The sequence below is a fragment of the Streptomyces sp. NBC_01235 genome (assembly GCF_035989285.1).
GTDB lineage: Bacteria > Actinomycetota > Actinomycetes > Streptomycetales > Streptomycetaceae > Streptomyces.
The window spans coordinates 2,476,949-2,494,710 of sequence record NZ_CP108513.1 but is presented as its reverse complement, the minus strand read 5'-3'; the positions used below and the strand labels follow the sequence as shown (position 1 = coordinate 2,494,710).

Here is a 17,762-nt window from a genome sequence, read left to right as displayed (position 1 = left end):
ACCCTGACGCGAAAGCCCCTGTCTTGATTAATCTGGTGACGGAGGCGTTCCCCTTGTGCCTCCGCCCCTGTTGTGCCCTGCCCGGTGCACAGGGGTTCCTGCTACCCGAGGAGTGACTCCCTCCGGCGATGGACGGTTCGTCCTGTAGTACCTGCGCCGCCCCCACCCGACCTGGTTCGGAGGCGGCGGCATCATGACCATCCCCTTGCTGCTCCTGGCAGCCGCGTTCCTGCTCATCCTCGCCAACGGCTTCTTCGTCGCCGCCGAGTTCGGCCTCGTCACGGTCGAACGCCCGGAGGCCGAAAAGGCCGCCGCCGAGGGCGACAGACGAGCCCGTACGGTCGTCGAGTCGCTGAGGGAGCTGTCCTTCCAGCTGTCCGGCACCCAGCTCGGCATCACCATCACCTCGCTCGTCGTCGGCATGCTCGCCGAGCCGGCGCTCGCGGAGCTGCTGCACCGGCCGTTCACCGCGATCGGCATCCCCGAGGGCGCCGTCTCCGGTGTCGCCGTGGTCGTCGGCATGCTGCTGGCGTCCGCCGTGCAGATGGTGGTCGGCGAACTCGTGCCCAAGAACTGGGCGGTGTCCAAGCCCTTGCAGGTCGCGCGGTTCGTCGCGGGCCCGCAGCACGCCTTCTCCCGTCTCTTCCGGCCGGTGATCTCGGCCCTCAACACCGTCGCCAACCGTCTGGTGCGTGCCCTGGGTGTCGAGCCCACCGAGGAGCTGGCGTCCGCCCGCACCCCCGGCGAACTCGTCTCCCTGGCCCGCCACTCGGCCCAGGCCGGCGCCCTCGAACAGGACACGGCCGACCTCTTCGTCCGGACACTGTCGCTGGCCGAGCTGACCGCGCAGCACGTCATGACCCCGCGCGTGAAGGTCAGCGCCCTGCAGTCGTCGGCCACCGCGGAGGACGTGGTCAACCTGACCCGGGCCACCGGCCTGTCCCGGTTTCCCGTCTACCGCGAGAAGATCGACGAGATCGTCGGCATGGTCCACCTCAAGGACGCCCTGGCGGTCCCCGTCCAGGACCGGCTGCGCACCCCGGTCGTCCGGATCGCCCGCCCGGCGCTGCTGGTCCCCGAGACGCTGCCCGTCCAGCCCCTGCTGGCCCGGCTGCGCAGCGAGCAGCCCATCGCCGTCGTCGTCGACGAGTACGGCGGCACGGCCGGCGTGATCACCCTGGAGGACATCGTCGAGGAGATCGTCGGCGAGGTCCGCGACGAGCACGACGGCCAGGACACGCCCGAACTCGCCGCGGCCCCGCCCGAGGAGGGCAGGCCCGCCTGGGACGTCGACGGCAGCTGCCGCGTCGACACCCTCCAGCGCGTAGGCCTGGAGGTGCCCGAGGGCCCGTACGAGACGGTCGCCGGGCTCGTCGCCGACCTGCTCGGCCGTATCCCGGCCGTCGGTGACCGGGCCGAACTGCCCGGCTGGCGGCTCTCGGTGCGCCGGGTCGGTCACTACCGGGCCGAACGGGTGCGGCTGGTGCGGACCGGCGTGGTCGTGGAGGTCGCCCGATGAGCGTCCTCCAACTCCTCTTCGCCGCGCTGCTCGTGCTCACCAACGGCTTCTTCGTCGGCGCCGAGTTCGCGCTCGTCTCCGTCCGCCGCAGCCAGATCGAACCCCTGGGCACGGCACGGGCCCGCCAGGTCCTCTACGGCCTGGAGCGCCTGCCCCAGATGATGGCGGCGGCGCAGTTCGGCATCACCGTCTGCTCCCTCACCCTGGGCGCGGTGGCCGAACCGACGGTCGCGGGGCTGCTGGAGCCGCTCTTCGAGTGGATCCATCTGCCGCACGGCGTGATCCACCCCCTGGGCTATGTCATAGCCCTGGCCGCGGTGGTCTTCTTCCACCTGGTCATCGGCGAGATGGTGCCGAAGAACCTCGCCATGGCGGCGCCGGAGAAGGCCGCGCTGTGGCTCAGCCCCGGCCTGGTCGCCTTCGCCCGCGTCTGCCGGCCGATCACTGTGGCCCTCGGCGCCTGCGCCCAGGGCATCCTGCGGCTCTTCCACGTCGAGCCCAAGGACGAGGTCGAGGCCGTCGTCACCAGCGAGCAGCTCAACCGACTGCTGGAGGACTCCGGCCAGGCCGGCCTCCTCGCCCCCGAGGAGCAGGAGCGGCTGGAGGACGCGCTGGAACTGGGCTCCCGCCCGGTGACGGACGTCCTGCTGAAGCGCGAGTCCCTGGTCACGGTCAGCCCGTCGGTCACCCCGGGCGAGATCGTCGAGCTGACCGCCCGCACCGGCTACTCCCGCTTCCCGGTCGCCGCGGAGAACGGCGCCTTCATGGGCTATCTCCACGTGAAGGACGTCCTCGACCTGGAGGACTCCGAGCGGGCGGTGCCGCAGCAGGTGTGGCGTCCGATGACGACGCTCCGCTCCGAACTGCCGCTGGACGACGCGCTGACGGTGATGCGCCGGGCGGCGACCCACCTGGCGCAGGTCGCCGACGCGTCCGGCAAGGTGCTCGGCCTGGTCGCGCTGGAGGACGTACTGGAGCTGCTGGTGGGCGAGGTCACGGACCCCGCGCACCGGGAGGTTCCCGAGGTCCGGCTGACGGAGCCGAGGGTGAGCGACGAGCCGGAGCAGGCGCTGGCGAGCTGACGCGACCCGCGGGAGCCGCGGGGTCCGTCACATCGCCGACGGATCCTGCGGCCCCCGCCCCGACAGCACCTCGCCGTACGCCTGCATCAGGTCCGGCAGCCGCAGTGTCGACAGGTCGTCCCGGGTCAGCGTGCCCGGGTAGGTCGACAGCCGCAGGTCGCGGTACGCGCAGCTCTTCTCGTACAGGGTCCGCAGGAACCGCCCGTTGCCCAGCTCGTCGATCCACCCCTGGTCGACGACGTGCCCGGCGATCGAGCGCAGCTCGTCCAGGGCCTCCTCGTCCCACACGTCACCGTTCTCCGCGGCCAGCACCTCGCCGATCGAGGTGAGTTCGAGCGGCCGGTAGGAGGGGAAGTCGACGCGGGTCGTGAAGCGGGACGACAGCCCGGGGTTCGCGGCGAGCAGACGGTCCATGCCCTCCGGATAGCCGGCCAGGATCACCACCAGGTGGTCCCGGTTGTCCTCGGCCCGCTTCAGCAGTACCTGCAACGCCTCGTCGCCGTAGGCGTCGCCCTTGCCGTAACCGGAGTTGGAGAGGGAGTACGCCTCGTCGACGAAGAGCACGCCACCGAGGGCGGAGTCGATCAGCTCGTTGGCCTTCACGGCCGTCTGGCCGAGGTATTCGCCGACCAGGTCGGCCCGCTGGGCCTCCACGAGATGGTCGCCGCCCAGCAGACCGAGGGCGTAGAAGACGCGGCCGAGGATGCGAGCCACCGTCGTCTTGCCGGTGCCGGAGGGCCCGGAGAAGACGAAATGCCGTTTCGGCGGCTGGACCGGAAGACCCTGCCCCGTCCGCAGCCGGGCCATGTTGAGCTGTGCGGACAGGGCTTTGACCTGGCGTTTAACCGGCTCCAGGCCCACCATGCGCTCCAGCTCGTCGAGTGCCTCGTCGAGCAACACGGGATCGGTGGGCCCGGCCGGCAGCGCGGAGGGGACGAGGTTCTTCTCCCGCACCGCGGGGTCGGTCACCGGCGGCAGCGGGACTACGGGCGGCAGGTCGGCGGGCTCGCCGAGCCTCAGGTCCCGGCCCTCCGTGCCGAACAGCGGGTCGAAGCCGTCAGGCCCGTCCACCACGTCCTGCCCGACCCCGGTGAGTGTGATCGCCGCGAGGTCGGCCGTGTCGTCGTACCCGTCGCCCTCGGCGATCGCGGCGAGCCGGGCGGAGGTGTCCATGAAGGCGGCGTCGACGCGGTGCACCGCCCGGTACAGGGGGAGGGCCGCCGCCGAGCGGCCGGTGCCCTCGTGGGCCCGGGCCAGCCAGTACCGCAGCTCCTTGCGCTGCGGCTGCTCGCTGCGGCAGCGCATCAGGGCCGCCGAGAGCAGCGGCTCGGCCTGCCCGTACATCTCCAGGCGCACGCGGGCCATCCCGCCGAACAGGCCCGCCTCGATGCCCAGCAGCGTGTCGTCGAGCAGGGGGTCGGTGTGCCGGACCAGCTGCTCCCAGTCCTTGACCAGATAGGCGCGGCAGGCGTGCAGGAAGCGGACCTGGTGGTCGGTGTCGACGGGCGGGAGCCCGGCGAGCGCCCGGTCCAGCTCGGGCACATGGCGGCCGTCCAGCCAGTGCGAGGCGTGCGCGAGGAGCAGGTCGCGCGCACTCTCCAGCACCGGCTGCACCCACCAGCCCAGCCAGTACCAGGAGTTGAGCGTGCGGCGGTGCCGGGTCCGCTGCTCGCCGAAGCGCTCGCGGTGCCGGAACATCCTCAGCAGCGCGGTCGTCGTGTCGACGCGCAGCGCGTGCAGCCCGAGCCAGCCGTCGGCCATCCCGGGATCGATCCGCACGGCGGTGCGGAACTCCTCCTCCGCCTGCGGATAGGCGCCCATCGTGTAGGCGTCCACGCCTCGCAGCCAGGCGAGGTCGGCCGCGTCGGCCGGGGCCTCGGGGCCCTGCGTGCCGAAGTCCATCACGTCCCCCACAAACCGTGCCCCCGTCGGTATGCCGCCGAGTCGTCGCCCGTCGGCTGCCTTGGTCGAACCGCTGTGCCGCGGACCGGAGTTGCAAGGTGCGCGCAGCAACTGTCCAGGTCGCACCGAGGGCATCGTACCTGCGTGGGCGTCGCCCGCCGTAGGGTGCCGTACCGACCGTTCGGCGAGGTGGGAGCAGACGGGGCGCACACGGCGCGGTGACCCAGGGTGAGCGAATGGTGTCGCGTCGCGTCCGGATGGTGGGGCCGAAAACGGCCCGAGGACAGAACGAAGCCCCCGATCACGGGGGAACAACCGGGGGCTTCGCGTCTGAGGGCGGCTTCGAATGCCGCACATTGAGAACGTAAGTCCTGTCCGGGCCGTCGGTCAAGCGGAGTTGAAGCACTTGGCGAAGTTCGAGTGCAAGGCCTTTCACGGGTTCACCACATCGCGGGTGGTTCCTCACGGTGGGTGACATCCTGGTGCGGACCAAGCTCTGCCACAGGCCCCGGCAGCACCTTGTACCCCTGCTTCAACTGGCGCACCAACAGGTCGGCGTACGGTCGCGACGGATCCTCGGCGAAATGGCGGACTTCGGCCGGAACCCACCCGTCCCAGAACTCCCGCTGCTCTTCCCCGTCCCTTGACCGTCCACGCGCCCAGGCCTCCTCGGGCGGCACATCCATCCACAGCAGGCACGCCAGAAACGGCCGCAGGGCGCGGCGGCCCGCGCCGACCCCCTCGACCAGGACGAGGGGGTCGGCGGGGAGCGGCAGGAGCGGGCCGAAGCGGTGGGCGCGCCAATCGTAGGCGGCGTAGTGCGCGCTCTCGCCGCGGCCGAAGGGCTCGATCACCTGGGTCAGCAGGCGCCCGGTCCACGCGAAGAGCTCGTCATGGCTGGCGATGTCGTCGAGGCGCAGCACCGGCGCGCCCCCCAGCGCCTCGGCCAGCTTCCCGGCGAACGTCGACTTCCCCGAACCGGCGTGCCCGTCGACACCGATCAGACGGACCGGCCCGCAGGACGGGGGCAAGCGGCGGAGCCGGGTGGCGAGCTGGCGGATGGCGGGTCCTGGGGTGCGAGGAGGGGCATCGGTTCGGCGCGAGAGTCTACGGCCGGGACGCCGCCCGCCACGCCCACGCCGGTGGCGCAGCCCCATATTGGTGGGCGCGGCACGGGCGGAAGTGCTGGAAGGCGTGCCCGCCTCCGTCCATAGTGGGCGCACAGCCGTGCCGACACCTTGGGGGTCTTCCGCCCATGAGCAGAGCCGAACAGCCGTCCCGCAGAGCGGTCCTCACCGCCGCGGTCGCCGCGACGGTGGCAGGGAGCTCGGCCCCGGCCGCCACGGCCGCCGCCACCGCGGACGTGGGGGACGCCGAATCGGCCCCCGCCCCATCCGTCGACCACCGCGCCTGGATCACGTACGCCGACTGGCGCGCCGGCACCGCCAAGGGCACCCGTGCGGTCGCGGGTGTCCGCCCGGGCGTCGCCATCGCCGCTCCGCTCGGCACCGTCGACTACACCGACCCGCACACAAACACCACCGCGGCCTGGGAGTACGCGACCTGGACGTCCCCGCTCCAGGCGCTCGCCGTCCCCTCGACCGAGATGATCGCCTCCTGGAACGCGAGCACCCCGGCCGGGACCTGGCTCCAGGTCGAGCTGACGGGCACCTACTCCGACGGCACGGCCACCCCCTGGTACGTGATGGGCCGCTGGGCCTCCGGAGACCAGGACATCAAGCGGACCTCGGTCGACGGCCAGACCGACGGCCGCAGCACCGTCTGGACCGACACCCTCGCGATCGACGACGCCTCGACGGGCCTGCGCCTAGACTCCTACCGCCTCCGTCTCACCCTGTACCGCCGCCCCGGCACCCGGCTCACCCCGACGGTGTGGCGGCTGGGCGCGATGGGCTCCGACGTCCCGGACCGCTTCACCGTCCCGGCCTCCGTGCCCGGCCTCGCGCGGGAGCTGACCGTCCCGCGCTACTCGCAGGAGATCCACCAGGGTCAGTACCCCGAGTACGACAACGGCGGGGAGGCCTGGTGCAGCCCCACCTCCTCGCAGATGATCATCGAGTACTGGGGCGGCCGGCTCACCGCCGGGCAACTGGCCTGGGTCGACCCCTCCTACGCCGACCCGCAGGTGTGCCACGCGGCCAGGCACACGTACGACCACCAGTACGCCGGCTGCGGCAACTGGCCGTTCAACGCCGCCTACGCGGCCACCTTCGAGGACCTTCAGGGCGTGGTCACCCGGCTCGGCTCCCTCACCGGCCTGGAGACGCTGATCGCGGCCGGGATCCCGGCCATGACGTCCCAGTCCTTCCTGAAGGAGGAGCTCACGGGAGCGGGGTACGGGACCTCCGGGCATCTGATGGCCGTGATCGGCTTCACGGCCGAGGGCGACGTGATCGCCAACGACCCGTTCTCGGCGGACGACGGGGCGGTGCGGCGCGTGTACCCGCGGCGGGAGTTCGAGAACATCTGGCTCAGGACCAAGCGGTACAACGCGAGCGGCAAGGTCGTCTCCGGCACGGGAGGCGTCTGTTACCTCTACTTCCCGGTGCGTCCGACGGCGCGCCAGTGCGCGGCGCTTACGGCGGTGGGCGTTCGCGTGTGAGCAAGGTCTCGGCCGCAAAAGCCCCGGCGGGTGGCAAGGTGGACGGACCGGTGGGGGAATCCACCCAGACGTCCGACCTCAGCGAGACACCATGACCGCACAGACAGCCACCGCCACCCGCGCCCGCACCGGCGGCCCCGAGACCGACGGCCCGAAGCTCCTCGAGCACGTCATGGGCTGGGTCCTCGTCGCAGTCGTCGCGATGCTGGTCACCCGACTCGGACTGCTCTGACGGGTGTGACCTGACGCACGGTTGACCTGACATACTGCGGATGTCCCGCCGACCGCCCGAGACCAGGGTCGAAATTGAATATCAGTGAACAGCGCGAAGTTGCCCGTCCCCGGGCACGCGGCACCGAGCGCTCACTGGCGCGTCGCGCCGAACTCATCTCCATCGGGCGGAAGTTGTTCGCCGACACGTCCTACGACGCGCTCTCGATGGACGACATCGCCCGGCAGGCGCACGTCGCCAAGGGGCTGATCTACTACTACTTCCAGTCCAAGCGCGGCTACTACCTGGCGATCATCCAGGACTCCGTCGCAGACCTGGTCACCTTCGCGGCGAGCGGCCTCGAACTGCCGCAGGTGGACCGGGTGCACCGCACCATCGACAGCTATCTGCGCTACGCGGAGCACAACCAGGCCGCCTACCGCACGATCGTCAGCGGTGGCGTCGGCTTCGACACCGAGGTGCACGCGATCCGGGACGGGGTGCGCGCGGCGATCGTGGCGACCATCGCCGAGGGCGCGTACGGTCGCAGCGACATCCCGCCGCTGCCGCGTATGGGCCTGCTGTCCTGGGTGTGCAGCGTCGAGGGGGCCACCCTCGAATGGATCGACCGCCCCGGACTCTCCCGCGAGGTCATGGGCGACCTGCTGGTGAAGACCCTGGGCGGCTCCATGCGCGCCATCGAGGCACTCGACCCGGCCTTCCCGGCACCGAAGCCGGCCCAGCGCGAGGACTGACGCACTGGGGGCGGAGGCTCGTGGTCCTCCGCCCCGGGTGCCCCATGAGCCGGGCTACTTGATCGCGTTGATCAGCTCTCCGTCGGCTGTGTCCCCGCTCAGCTCCCAGAAGAACGTCCCGCCAAGATCCTGCTGGTTCTTGTACTTCATCTTGGTCGCGATGGTCGCCGGGGTGTCGTAACTCCACCAGTCGCTGCCGCACTTGGCGTACGCCGTGCCGCCCACCGTCCCCGTCGCCGGGCACTTGGTCTTGAGCACCTTGTAGTCCTCGCTGCCGTCCTCGTACGTCCCGGCCGCCGGCCCGGTGGCGGTGCCACCCGGCTTCGTCTGCGTGACCCCGGTCCAGCCGCGCCCGTAGAAGCCGATGCCGAGCAGCAGCTTGTGCGACGGGATGCCCAGGCTCTTGAGCTTGGCGATCGTGGTGGCGGTGTCGTACCCCTTCTTGGGGATGCCGGGGTACGAGGTCAGCGGCGAGTGCGGTGCTGTGGGACCGGTGGCGTCCCAGGTGCCGAAGTAGTCGTACGTCATCGGGTTGTACCAGTCGACGTACTGTGCCGCGCCCGCGTAGTCCGCCGCCTCGATCTTGCCGCCGCTGGTGGCGTCCGCCGTGATCGCCGCCGTGATCAGCTCCCGCTTGCCGAACTTGGCGCGCAGGGCCGCCATGACGTCCCGGAACGCCTCGCGGCCGCTGGTGTCGCAGGTGAGGCCGCAGGCGTTCGGGTACTCCCAGTCGATGTCGATGCCGTCGAAGACGTCCGCCCACTGGGAGTTCTCGACCAGGTCGTAGCAGGACTGGGCGAAGGCCGCCGGGTCCTGGGCCGCCTCGCCGAAGCCGCCTGACCAGCTCCAGCCGCCGAACGACCAGATGACCTTGAGGTTCGGGTGGAGCTTCTTCAGCTTGCGCAGCTGGTTGAAGTTGCCGTCGAGCGGCTGGTCCGCGGTGTCGGCGACGCCGTCCACGGACTCCTCGGCGGTGAACGGCCTGTCGGTGTCCGCCCAGGAGTCGCCGAGCGCGCACTTGCCGCCGGTGACGTTGCCGAAGGCGTAGTTGATGTGGGTGAGCCGGTCCGCGGAGCCGGACGTCTCGATGTTCTTGACGTAGTACTGGCGGCCGTAGATGCCCCAGTCGGTGAAATAGCCCACGACCTTTGTGCCGGCCGTGCCGGTCGCGTGGGCCTCGGTGGGGCCGGGCTCGTCGGCGGTGGCGGTGCCCGCACCGGCGAGCAGGGCGGCGCCGAGCGCGGCGCAACAGGCGGCGGACAGGAGCGTCCGGAACCGGGCACGGGGGTGGAACGGGGTGTGCATCGGGTGTCTCCTCGCAGGGGACAGGGAGGGGAACGCAAGCCGATTGGCATGAACGCGGGGAAGCGTTGGTCCGAAACGGTAAGAGGACTAGACCAGTTCGGTCAATGGTTTGGACCAATCCGCTTCCCCGCCCCCAGTGCGGCGACGGCGTCCCGCGCGCATACTCACAGCGCGAAGCCGCCGGTCAGTCAGGGAGGAGGAAGCCACCATGTCCGACCGCGCGCCGAAACCGGTGGACCGCCCCCTGCCCACGGCGGAGGCCCGGGACCTCATGGTTCTCGTCCGGGACATCGCCCGACGCGAGATCGCACCGTCCGCAGCCGAGGAAGAGGAGGCCGGCCGCTTCCCGCGTGGGCTGTTCACCCTTCTGTCCGCATCGGGGCTGCTCGGTCTGCCGTACGACTCCGCGTACGGCGGCGGCGACCAGCCCTACGAGGTCTACCTCCAGGTCCTCGAAGAGCTCGCCGCGGCCCGCCTCACCGTCGGGCTCGGCGTCAGCGTGCACACCCTGGCCTCCTACGCCCTCGCCGCCCACGGCACGCGGGAGCAGCGGGCCGCGCACCTGCCCGCCATGCTTGGCGGCGGGCTGCTCGGCGCGTACTGCCTGTCCGAGCCGTCCTCCGGCTCGGACGCGGCCTCGCTGCGGACCAGGGCCGTGCGGGAGGGTGGCGACTGGGTGATCACCGGCACCAAGGCCTGGACCACGCACGGCGGGATCGCCGACTTCTACACCGTCATGGTCCGCACCGGCGGCGAGGGCGCCCGGGGGATCACGGCGTTCCTGGTGCCGGGCGACGCCGAGGGCCTGAGCGCCGCGCCCCCGGAGCGGAAGATGGGGCTCAAGGGCTCGCCCACCGCCCAGGTCCACTTCGACGGCGTACGGATCCCCGACGCACGCCGCATCGGCCACGAGGGCCAGGGCTTCGCGATCGCCCTGGCCGCCCTGGACTCCGGGCGGCTCGGCATCGCCGCCTGCGCGGTCGGCCTGGCCCAGGCGGCCCTCGACGAGGCCGTCGCCCACGCGCTGCAGCGACGGCAGTTCGGGCGGCCGATCGCCGACTTCCAGGGGCTGCGCTTCCTGCTCGCCGACATGGCGACCCGGATCGAGGCGGGCCGGGCCCTGTACCTCGCGGCCGCGCGGCTGCGGGACGCCGGCCGGCCGTTCGCCCGGCAGGCGGCCATGGCCAAGCTCCACTGCACCGACGCCGCCATGCAGATCACCACCGACGCCGTCCAGGTCCTCGGCGGGTACGGCTGCACCGCCGACTTCCCCGTGGAGCGCTACCTGCGCGAGGCCAAGGTCCTGCAGATCGTCGAGGGCACGAACCAGATCCAGCGGATGGTCATCGCCCGTCACCTACTGGGTCCGGAATCCCGCTGAACTGCCCCGGTCGTACCTGCGGGGCCGCCAGCCGTACCCACTCCGGGTCGTGGCGTCCCGGCAGGGTGCGGCCCCCGTCGGCCCAGGTGCGCATCAGCTCGCGGTAGATGGGCGGGTCCTGCGGGGTCGGCGGAACCGATTTTGCGCGGACGCGTTGCGGGGGCGCGGGGACGAAGAGCTGGCGGTGACGCCCGGGCGCAGCCGAAAAAGTGGGGGTCATACCGGGGCAACGCGGAGGTATGGCGACAGGTCACCGGCAGGTGTGGTCGAGCGTCAGTTCGGGATGTGCCACCCCGGTTCCGGGCCGGTACGCCACTGTTCGGCGGACGATGTCTGACGTACCGTCAAATCCCTTGCCCTCAGGGAGGTGCGCTCATGGGCGACGACCGCCCCGTGCCGCTCGACGAGTACCCCGTCCACCAGGTGCCCCTGTCGATGAAGCACGTCGCGACCGGGGACCGCAACGCCTACGATCGCTGCATCTTCCACGTCCTCGACCACCGGGGCCGCGCCCTGATCGTCGCCGGGCTCGGGGTCTACCCCAACCTCGGCGTGATCGACGCCTACGCCACCCTGCGCCTCGGCGATCGTCTGCACGCCGTCCGTGCCTCCGACGCCCTCGGCGAGGACCGTATGCGGCTGGAGGTCGGCCCGCTGCGTATCCGGGTCGAGCGCCCGCTGCGCGACTTCGTGCTGAGCTGCGCGGCGGACCCGGACGACCCCGAAGGGCTGTCGTACGAGATCCACTGGTCGGCGGACTTCCCGGCCCTGTGGGAGCCGCACCACCAGCAGCGGCGCGGCGGACGGCTCACGCTGGAGGGGAAGCGCTTCGTGCAGGCCGGCCGGTGCGTGGGGTGGCTGCGCGCGGGCGGCGAGGAGACACGGCTGACGGCCGGCGCGTGGACCGGCACCCGCGACCGCAGCTGGGGCGTACGGCCTGTGCCCGGCGAGGAGGGCGGGCGGCTCGCCCAGGACCACCCGACGGAGGGCTTCCACTGGATCTGGTGCCCGGTCCGCTTCGACGACCGCTTCCTGATGGTCGTCATCCAGGAGGACGCGGACGGCTACCGCTCCCTGAACGACGCCACGCTCGTCCGCCCCGGCCGTCGTGACCGCCAACTCGGCTGGCCCCAGGCGGAGATCGCCTACCGGCCGGGCACCCGCCACCCGGAGCACGCCGTCGTCCACCTCGGAGACGTCCGCAAGCCGCTGGAACTGGAGGCGGAGATCCTCACCTCCTCCCCGCTCGCGATCGGCGCCGGCTACCCGCCGGCCGACGACTGGCAGCACGGCACCTGGCGCGGCCCGGGGTGGACCGACCGCCGCACCTACGACCTGTCGAGCCCGCACCCCCTGGCCGGGTACGGGGTGACCGACCACGCCGCGCGTTTCCGCCTCGACGGCCGGACCGGCCACGGGATCTTCGAGCACGGTTCGTTCGGACGGCACGACCCGAGCGGCTTCACGGGTTTCGACTCGGTCGCGCCGTAGCGGACCGGTACGCGAGTGAGAGACCGATCAGGCGAGTTGGAGGGCACATGGCCATGGCATCCCGCCCCCGCACCAGCACCCGCGACCCGGAGGAGATCGCCCACCGGCTCACGGTCTGGCTCGCCACCCGTCTGCCCGGAGCCCGGGCCACCGCCGTCACCGTCCCCGTCGCCAACGGGATGTCCAGCGAGACCCTGCTCTTCGACATCGAGCACCCGACGCGCCTTCAACCGCCCTTCCGCGCCTGCGCGTTGAGGCTCGCGGCCGACCCGTCGGCGTACACGGTGTTCCCGGTGTACGACATGGTCCGCCAGTACCGCACGATGCGTCTGGTCGCCCAGCACACGGACGTGCCCGTACCGCGCGTGCTCTGGCTGGAGGAGGACCCCGGACCGCTCGGCGCGCCGTTCTTCGTCATGGAGCGCGTCGAGGGGCGTGTACCGCCCGACGTCATGCCGTACACCTACGAGGGCAACTGGCTGCACGCGGCGAGCGACGGGCAGCGCGAACGCCTGGAGGCGGCGACGATCGGCCTGTTGGCCCGGCTGCACGACCAAGTGCCGCTGGAAAAAGCCCAGTTCCTCACCCTCCCCGGTGATGGCGACGCGCTCCACCGCCATGTTACGGCCCAACGCGCCTACTACCACTGGGTCGTCGACGGGCTGCCCCGCTCACCGCTCATCGAGGAGGCGTTCGACCGGCTCGCGCACCTCTGGCCGCGCGATCCCGGCGCACCGGTGCTCAACTGGGGCGACGCCCGCATCGGAAACGTGATCTACGACGGCTTCGAGCCCGTGGCCGTCCTCGACTGGGAGATGGCGGCCGTCGCCCCGCGCGAGGTGGACCTCGGCTGGACGCTCTACCTGCACCGCTTCTTCCACGACCTCACGGTCGCCTCCGGCGGGCGCGGACTGCCCGACTTCCTGCGCCGTGAACGCGTCGAGGAACGCTACGCGCGGCTCACCGGGCACATCCCGCGCGACATGGACTTCTACACGCTGTACGCCGCACTGCGGCAGGCGATCGTGATGCTGCGCGTCGCCTACCGGCAGGCGCACTTCGGCGAGGTCGCCGTCCCGGCCGATCCGGACACCCTGATCCTGCACCACGACAGCCTGCGTGCCATGGTGCAGGGCGGCTACTGGAGTTGAGCCGGTGGGGTGAGCGCGGAAGTGGCGCTCAGGCGGCGGCGCGGCGCATGACCGGCACGCGCATCGGGCGCGAGGCCGGGCCACCGACGTGCGAGAAGGGCTGTGTACGCCAGTCCAGCCCCTGAGGGAGTGTCAGCAGGAGCGCGGTGTCCTGCTCCTGGGGCTCCACGGACTCGTCGGCGGACCGGGCGTCGGACGCCGCGCGCCCCGTACCGGCGCAGACCGTGAGCCCGAACGGGTTCCACGGCGAGGCGCACAGCGCGTGCTCCGGCAGGATCTCCTCGTCCGCAAGCAGCGCGATGGGCTGCGCGCAGTCCGGGCAGATCACCCGGTACATCTCGAAGGTGTCGTACGCGTCGAAGCCGTCGGCCTCGGCGGCGTCGAAACCGTCGGAGTAGTCCAGGTCGGCGGGTTCGACGCCCTCCGGCTCGGGCTCGACGACCGACTGGAGCCGCTTGGGCGCGGTGCGACCAGGGCGCTTAAGACTCTGCATGGGATTCTCCCCCTCGGGCTGGGCCGTGAAGGCACTGCGGCCTCGACCACAGCAAGCACTTCCCACCCCGTCTCGGCGGTAATCACGAGGACATCACGAAGGCTTGACGAGCGCTGTGGCATTCGTCACATGCCGCGTGCAGGTGCCCGTAGGGGCCACGTCACGAACCGGGTATGGCCTGGGCTGCATAGGTATACGCGGAGATCACCCGCACTGTAAGTTCTTGTGTCATGGAGGAGCTGGACCGACAAATCGTGCAGCTGCTCGTCAAGGACGGGCGGATGAGTTACACCGATCTGGGCAAGGCGACGGGCCTGTCCACGTCGGCCGTGCATCAACGGGTGCGCCGGCTGGAACAGCGCGGCGTCATCCGTGGGTACGCGGCCGTCGTCGACTCCGAGGCCGTCGGGCTGCCCCTGACCGCCTTCATCTCGGTGAAACCGTTCGACCCCAGCGCCCCCGACGACATCGCGGACCGGCTGGCCGGCGTACCCGAGATCGAGGCCTGCCACAGCGTGGCCGGTGACGAGAACTACATCCTCAAGGTGCGCGTGGCCACCCCGCACGAGCTGGAGGAGCTGCTCGGGCGGCTCCGCGCGCTCGCGGGGGTGTCGACACGGACGACGGTCGTCCTGTCCACGCCGTACGAGGCCCGGCCCCCGCGGATCTGAGGGGTCCCCCGTGCCGGGCGGCCGGGGCCAGGCGCGAGACTGTTCCCCATGAGTGAGCGCGCCCCCGAGCCGAAGACCGTCCTGCTCCGCCGTGGAGAGGTCCACAGCCCCGCCGACCCGTTCGCGACCGCGATGGTCGTCGAGCGCGGCCAGGTCGCCTGGGTCGGCTCGGAGGGCGCCGCCGACGCCTTCGCGGACGGCGTCGACGAGGTGGTCGACCTGGACGGCGCCCTCGTCACCCCGGCGTTCACCGACGCCCATGTGCACACCACGTCCACCGGCCTCGCGCTGACCGGCCTCGATCTGTCCGCCGCACCCTCCCTGGAGGCCGCCCTCGCCCGCGTACGGGACTTCGCGGCGGCCCGACCGCAGGACAAGGTGCTGCTCGGGCACGGCTGGGACGCCTCCCGCTGGCCCGGCGGTCGCCCCCCGACGCGCGCCGAACTCGACGCGGCCGGCGGCGGCCGTCCCCTCTACCTGTCCCGTATCGACGTCCACTCGGCGGTCGTCAGCACGGCCCTGCTGGAACTCACCCGCTGCCTCGACGCGCCCGACAGCCCGCTCACCGCCGACGTCCACCACGCCGTCCGCGCCGCCGCGTTCGCAGCCGTGACGCCCGCACAGCGCACGGAGGCCCAGCGGACCGCCCTCGCGCACGCCGCCTCCCTGGGCATCGGCTCCGTCCACGAGTGCGCGGGACCGGAGATCTCCTCCGAGGACGACTTCACGGAGCTGCTGCGGCTCGCCGCCGCGGAGAGCGGCCCGCGGGTCGTCGGCTACTGGGCCGAGCAGGATGTCGACAAGGCACGGCAGCTGGGCGCGCTCGGCGCCGCCGGTGACCTGTTCGTCGACGGCGCCCTCGGCTCGCACACCGCCTGCCTGCACGCCCCGTACACCGACGCCGACCACACCGGCACCGCCTACCTGGGCGCCGCCGAGGTCGCCGCGCACGTGACGGCGTGCACCGAGGCCGGTCTCCAGGCGGGCTTCCACGCCATCGGAGACGCCGCCGTGACCGCCGTCGTGGAGGGCGTGCGCGCCGCCGCGGAGAAGGTCGGCCTGGCCCGGATCCGCGCCGCCCGCCACCGCGTGGAGCACGCCGAGATGCTCACGCCCGAGACGATCGCCGCCTTCGCCGAGCTCGGCCTCACCGCCTCCGTCCAGCCCGCCTTCGACGCCCTGTGGGGCGGTGCGGAGGGCATGTACGCCCAGCGTCTGGGCGCCGGGCGGGCCCGCACCCTGAACCCCTTCGCGGCCCTGCTGCGCGTCGGCGTCCCGCTCGCCTTCGGCTCCGACAGCCCGGTCACCCCCCTCGACCCGTGGGGCACGGTCCGCGCCGCCGCCTTCCACCGCACTCCCGAGCATCGGGTCTCCGTACGCGCTGCGTTCACGGCCCACACGCGCGGCGGCTGGCGGGCGGTCGGCCGCGACGACGCGGGCGTCCTGGTGCCGGGCGCACCCGCCGACTACGCGCTCTGGCGTACGGACGAACTGGTCGTCCAGGCCCCCGACGACCGGGTTGCCCGCTGGTCCACCGACCCCCGTTCCGGCACCCCCGGACTGCCCGATCTGACCCCCGGCGCCGACCTCCCGGTGTGCCTGCGCACGGTGGTGGGCGGCCGGACCGTGTTCGTGGGGCCGAGCGAGTGATCTCCAGGGGCGGCGCTGGGAAGATCACCCGTCCGCCCGCCGTCGCACGACCTGCGTCTCCTCCCCGCTGACCAGCGCATTGGCGAAATAGTCGCAGGTCGAACGGCTGTTGACAGCCGACGGCGGAAGGCCGGTAGGTTCTGCGGAGTCCACCACCGGACGCCCCGCCGGGGAACGTCCGCGCACTCGCCGCGGCGCCGCTGGGTCAGGGGACGGAGTGCCGCACCGGCGCACCGCCACTGGCAGCCAGGCTCAGCGCCCGTGCCGCAGCGAGGGGACGTTCCGGCCGGTCGGGGAGGTGTGACCCGGGTGGGGCCCGGGCGCTCAGTAGACAACGGCTTTCGGTCGACCCGCAGCCAGCGGGGCCCGGGCCGGCCCGAAGGGCGCCGGGCCCCCATCCGCAGCAGGCTTGCGCGCATCCGTGCGCGGGTACGTGCGTACATACAAGCCCAAAAGCACGTTCTTACCCGGCTCTCGCCTGTTCGACACCGGCAGTCGGTCGTCCTGTCATGTCAGCGCAGGCGAGGGCCACTATGGTGGTCCCCTGCGTACGGACTCGAAGGGGCAGCAGTGAACGACGGCGACGGGACCCTCGCGGCACAGGACCGAGGGAGTCGGTTCGGGCCGCTCGGCACGGCCTTGGTGATCATCCCGACCTACAACGAGGCGGAGAACATCAAGAGCATCGTCGGCCGGGTCCGCAAGGCTGTCCCCGAGGCCCACGTCCTCGTGGCCGACGACAACAGCCCCGACGGCACCGGCAAGCTCGCCGACGAACTGGCTGCCGGGGACGACCAGGTCCAGGTTCTGCACCGCAAGGGCAAGGAAGGTCTCGGCGCCGCCTACCTCGCGGGCTTCCGCTGGGGCCTGGAGAACGGCTACGGCGTGCTGATCGAGATGGACGCCGACGGCTCCCACCAGCCCGAGGAACTGCCCCGCCTGCTCACCGCGCTCAAGGGCGCCGACCTGGTCCTGGGCTCCCGCTGGGTGCCGGGCGGACGGGTGGTGAACTGGCCCAGGTCCCGCGAGGTCATCTCCCGCGGCGGCAGCCTCTACTCCCGCCTCGCCCTCGACCTCCCCCTGCGCGACATCACCGGCGGCTACCGCGCCTTCCGCCGCGAGACCCTGGAGGGCCTCGGCCTCGACGAGGTCGCCTCCCAGGGCTACTGCTTCCAGGTCGACCTCGCCCGCCGCGCGGTCAAGGCCGGCTTCCACGTCGTCGAGGTCCCCATCACCTTCGTCGAGCGTGAACTCGGCGACTCCAAGATGAGCCGCGACATCCTCGTGGAGGCGCTCTGGCGGGTCACGGCGTGGGGCGTGGGGGAGCGGGTCGGCAAGATCACGGGACGGTCCGCCGACCACCCGGAACGACCGCAGGCCCCCGCTGAGCCCCACGGCGAGGCGGAGCCTCACGACGACGCGAAGCCTCACGACGACGCGGAGCCCCTGAAGGGCGTGGAGCCCAAGAAGGACGCGGAGCCTCACAGCGGCGGCTGAACGTCCTCTTATGCCGCTCTGAGCCGGGTCC

The 17,762-nt window shown here is 71.9% G+C and carries 15 protein-coding genes; 11 read left to right on the top strand and 4 right to left on the bottom strand.

Translation table 11 applies throughout. The annotated features are described in order from the left end of the window. The first annotated feature begins 193 nt into the window (after positions 1-193). Together OG289_RS10620 and OG289_RS10615 are read left to right on the top strand one after the other, a co-directional pair. Positions 194-1,519, top strand: a complete 1,326-nt coding sequence (locus OG289_RS10620; RefSeq protein ID WP_327313765.1) for a hemolysin family protein — start codon at positions 194-196, stop codon at positions 1,517-1,519. Further along, a complete protein-coding gene (locus OG289_RS10615) occupies positions 1,516-2,601 on the top strand; it encodes a hemolysin family protein (protein WP_327313764.1) in 1,086 nt (361 codons plus the stop codon). Before OG289_RS10620 ends, OG289_RS10615 begins: the two co-directional genes overlap by 4 nt. 27 nt (positions 2,602-2,628) lie before the next feature. Here the strand turns inward: OG289_RS10615 and OG289_RS10610 are convergent, their stop codons facing one another. Further along, positions 2,629-4,503 carry an AAA family ATPase gene (locus tag OG289_RS10610; protein ID WP_327320637.1) on the bottom strand — a complete coding sequence of 625 codons (1,875 nt, stop codon included), beginning with the start codon at positions 4,501-4,503 and terminating at the stop codon, positions 2,629-2,631. Positions 4,504-4,943: 440 nt separating this feature from the next. After that, a complete protein-coding gene (locus tag OG289_RS10605; protein ID WP_327313763.1) occupies positions 4,944-5,534 on the bottom strand; it encodes a uridine kinase family protein in 591 nt (196 codons plus the stop codon). Between the two features lie 224 nt (positions 5,535-5,758). Here OG289_RS10605 and OG289_RS10600 point away from each other — a divergent pair, with 224 nt between their 5' ends. The 3 genes from OG289_RS10600 (at position 5,759) to OG289_RS10590 (ending at position 8,092) form a co-directional block, all read left to right on the top strand. Further along, positions 5,759-7,126 (top strand): peptidase C39 family protein, encoded by a 1,368-nt coding sequence (locus OG289_RS10600; protein ID WP_327313762.1) that lies wholly within the window; start codon positions 5,759-5,761, stop codon positions 7,124-7,126. A gap of 91 nt (positions 7,127-7,217) precedes the next feature. Beyond that, positions 7,218-7,358 (top strand): SCO1431 family membrane protein, encoded by a 141-nt coding sequence (locus OG289_RS10595; protein WP_327313761.1) that lies wholly within the window; start codon positions 7,218-7,220, stop codon positions 7,356-7,358. Positions 7,359-7,432: 74 nt separating this feature from the next. After that, positions 7,433-8,092 (top strand): TetR/AcrR family transcriptional regulator, encoded by a 660-nt coding sequence (locus tag OG289_RS10590; protein ID WP_327313760.1) that lies wholly within the window; start codon positions 7,433-7,435, stop codon positions 8,090-8,092. 54 nt (positions 8,093-8,146) lie between these two features. Here the strand turns inward: OG289_RS10590 and OG289_RS10585 are convergent, their stop codons facing one another. Further along, positions 8,147-9,397 (bottom strand): glycoside hydrolase family 18 protein, encoded by a 1,251-nt coding sequence (locus tag OG289_RS10585; protein WP_327313759.1) that lies wholly within the window; start codon positions 9,395-9,397, stop codon positions 8,147-8,149. A 208-nt stretch (positions 9,398-9,605) separates the two neighbouring features. Here OG289_RS10585 and OG289_RS10580 point away from each other — a divergent pair, with 208 nt between their 5' ends. From OG289_RS10580 to OG289_RS10570, 3 genes are all read left to right on the top strand, one after another. Further along, on the top strand, positions 9,606-10,778 hold the full coding sequence (locus OG289_RS10580) for an acyl-CoA dehydrogenase family protein (RefSeq protein WP_327313758.1): 1,173 nt from the start codon (positions 9,606-9,608) through the stop codon (positions 10,776-10,778). Between the two features lie 375 nt (positions 10,779-11,153). Then, positions 11,154-12,269, top strand: coding sequence for a hypothetical protein (locus OG289_RS10575; protein ID WP_327313757.1), 1,116 nt, complete (start codon positions 11,154-11,156; stop codon positions 12,267-12,269). A gap of 47 nt (positions 12,270-12,316) precedes the next feature. Beyond that, positions 12,317-13,420 carry a phosphotransferase family protein gene (locus OG289_RS10570; protein ID WP_327313756.1) on the top strand — a complete coding sequence of 368 codons (1,104 nt, stop codon included), beginning with the start codon at positions 12,317-12,319 and terminating at the stop codon, positions 13,418-13,420. A gap of 28 nt (positions 13,421-13,448) precedes the next feature. Here OG289_RS10570 and OG289_RS10565 read toward each other — a convergent pair whose 3' ends face one another. Further along, complete coding sequence (locus OG289_RS10565) at positions 13,449-13,913, bottom strand: hypothetical protein (protein WP_327313755.1); 465 nt, start codon at positions 13,911-13,913, stop codon at positions 13,449-13,451. Positions 13,914-14,143: 230 nt separating this feature from the next. On the opposite strand from OG289_RS10565, the gene OG289_RS10560 reads away from it, so the two are divergent. The 3 genes from OG289_RS10560 to OG289_RS10550 all read left to right on the top strand — a co-directional run bounded on the left by OG289_RS10560 (position 14,144) and on the right by OG289_RS10550 (position 17,731). Continuing rightward, positions 14,144-14,584, top strand: a complete 441-nt coding sequence (locus tag OG289_RS10560; protein WP_327313754.1) for an Lrp/AsnC family transcriptional regulator — start codon at positions 14,144-14,146, stop codon at positions 14,582-14,584. Positions 14,585-14,632: 48 nt separating this feature from the next. After that, positions 14,633-16,234 carry an amidohydrolase gene (locus OG289_RS10555; RefSeq protein ID WP_327313753.1) on the top strand — a complete coding sequence of 534 codons (1,602 nt, stop codon included), beginning with the start codon at positions 14,633-14,635 and terminating at the stop codon, positions 16,232-16,234. 570 nt (positions 16,235-16,804) lie between these two features. Then, the gene (locus OG289_RS10550) at positions 16,805-17,731 is read left to right on the top strand and encodes a polyprenol monophosphomannose synthase (protein ID WP_327313752.1); all 927 of its coding nucleotides are present in this window, start codon (positions 16,805-16,807) and stop codon (positions 17,729-17,731) included. Positions 17,732-17,762 lie beyond the last annotated feature (31 nt).

Bases quoted from the DNA above. Each gene is read 5' to 3' on its own strand.
- OG289_RS10565 (WP_327313755.1), bottom strand. From the start codon at position 13,913: ATGCAGAGTCTTAAGCGCCCTGGTCGCACCGCGCCCAAGCGGCTCCAG.
- OG289_RS10620 (WP_327313765.1), top strand. From the start codon at position 194: ATGACCATCCCCTTGCTGCTCCTGGCAGCCGCGTTCCTGCTCATCCTC.
- OG289_RS10610 (WP_327320637.1), bottom strand. From the start codon at position 4,503: ATGGACTTCGGCACGCAGGGCCCCGAGGCCCCGGCCGACGCGGCCGAC.
- OG289_RS10580 (WP_327313758.1), top strand. From the start codon at position 9,606: ATGTCCGACCGCGCGCCGAAACCGGTGGACCGCCCCCTGCCCACGGCG.
- OG289_RS10555 (WP_327313753.1), top strand. From the start codon at position 14,633: ATGAGTGAGCGCGCCCCCGAGCCGAAGACCGTCCTGCTCCGCCGTGGA.
- OG289_RS10570 (WP_327313756.1), top strand. From the start codon at position 12,317: ATGGCCATGGCATCCCGCCCCCGCACCAGCACCCGCGACCCGGAGGAG.
- OG289_RS10595 (WP_327313761.1), top strand. From the start codon at position 7,218: ATGACCGCACAGACAGCCACCGCCACCCGCGCCCGCACCGGCGGCCCC.
- OG289_RS10615 (WP_327313764.1), top strand. From the start codon at position 1,516: ATGAGCGTCCTCCAACTCCTCTTCGCCGCGCTGCTCGTGCTCACCAAC.
- OG289_RS10585 (WP_327313759.1), bottom strand. From the start codon at position 9,397: ATGCACACCCCGTTCCACCCCCGTGCCCGGTTCCGGACGCTCCTGTCC.
- OG289_RS10600 (WP_327313762.1), top strand. From the start codon at position 5,759: ATGAGCAGAGCCGAACAGCCGTCCCGCAGAGCGGTCCTCACCGCCGCG.
- OG289_RS10575 (WP_327313757.1), top strand. From the start codon at position 11,154: ATGGGCGACGACCGCCCCGTGCCGCTCGACGAGTACCCCGTCCACCAG.
- OG289_RS10560 (WP_327313754.1), top strand. From the start codon at position 14,144: ATGGAGGAGCTGGACCGACAAATCGTGCAGCTGCTCGTCAAGGACGGG.